The 405-nt window shown below is 48.9% G+C and carries 1 rRNA gene; it reads right to left on the bottom strand.

The annotated features are described in order from the left end of the window. Positions 1-273 (bottom strand): 23S ribosomal RNA (locus tag ACF8GB_RS21500); the annotation flags it as partial. Positions 274-405 lie beyond the last annotated feature (132 nt).

Consider the following 405-nt stretch of genomic DNA (forward strand, 5'->3'; position numbering starts at 1 on the left):
TTAAGGGCTGGTCCCCGTTCGCTCGCCACTACTAAGGGAATCTCGGTTGATTTCTTTTCCTCAGGGTACTTAGATGTTTCAGTTCCCCTGGTTCGCCTCTTGCACCTATGTATTCAGTACAAGATAACCAGCTTGTGCTGGCTGGGTTCCCCCATTCAGAGATCTCTGGATCACAGTCTGTTTGCCGACTCCCCAAAGCTTTTCGCAGGCTACCACGTCTTTCATCGCCTCTGACTGCCAAGGCATCCACCGTATGCGCTTCTTCACTTGACCATATAACCCCAAGCAATCTGGTTATACTGTGAAGACGACATTCGCCGAAAATTCGCACGTCGCTCTTACGAGCAGAACTCACAAATTTTACCTTAGCCTGAATTCCAGCAGTGAAACTGGTCTTCAGTCTAT

It is taken from the genome of Pseudomonas sp. xss_4 (assembly GCF_043104125.1).
In the GTDB taxonomy this organism is placed as follows: Bacteria; Pseudomonadota; Gammaproteobacteria; order Pseudomonadales; family Pseudomonadaceae; genus Aquipseudomonas; species Aquipseudomonas parafulva_B.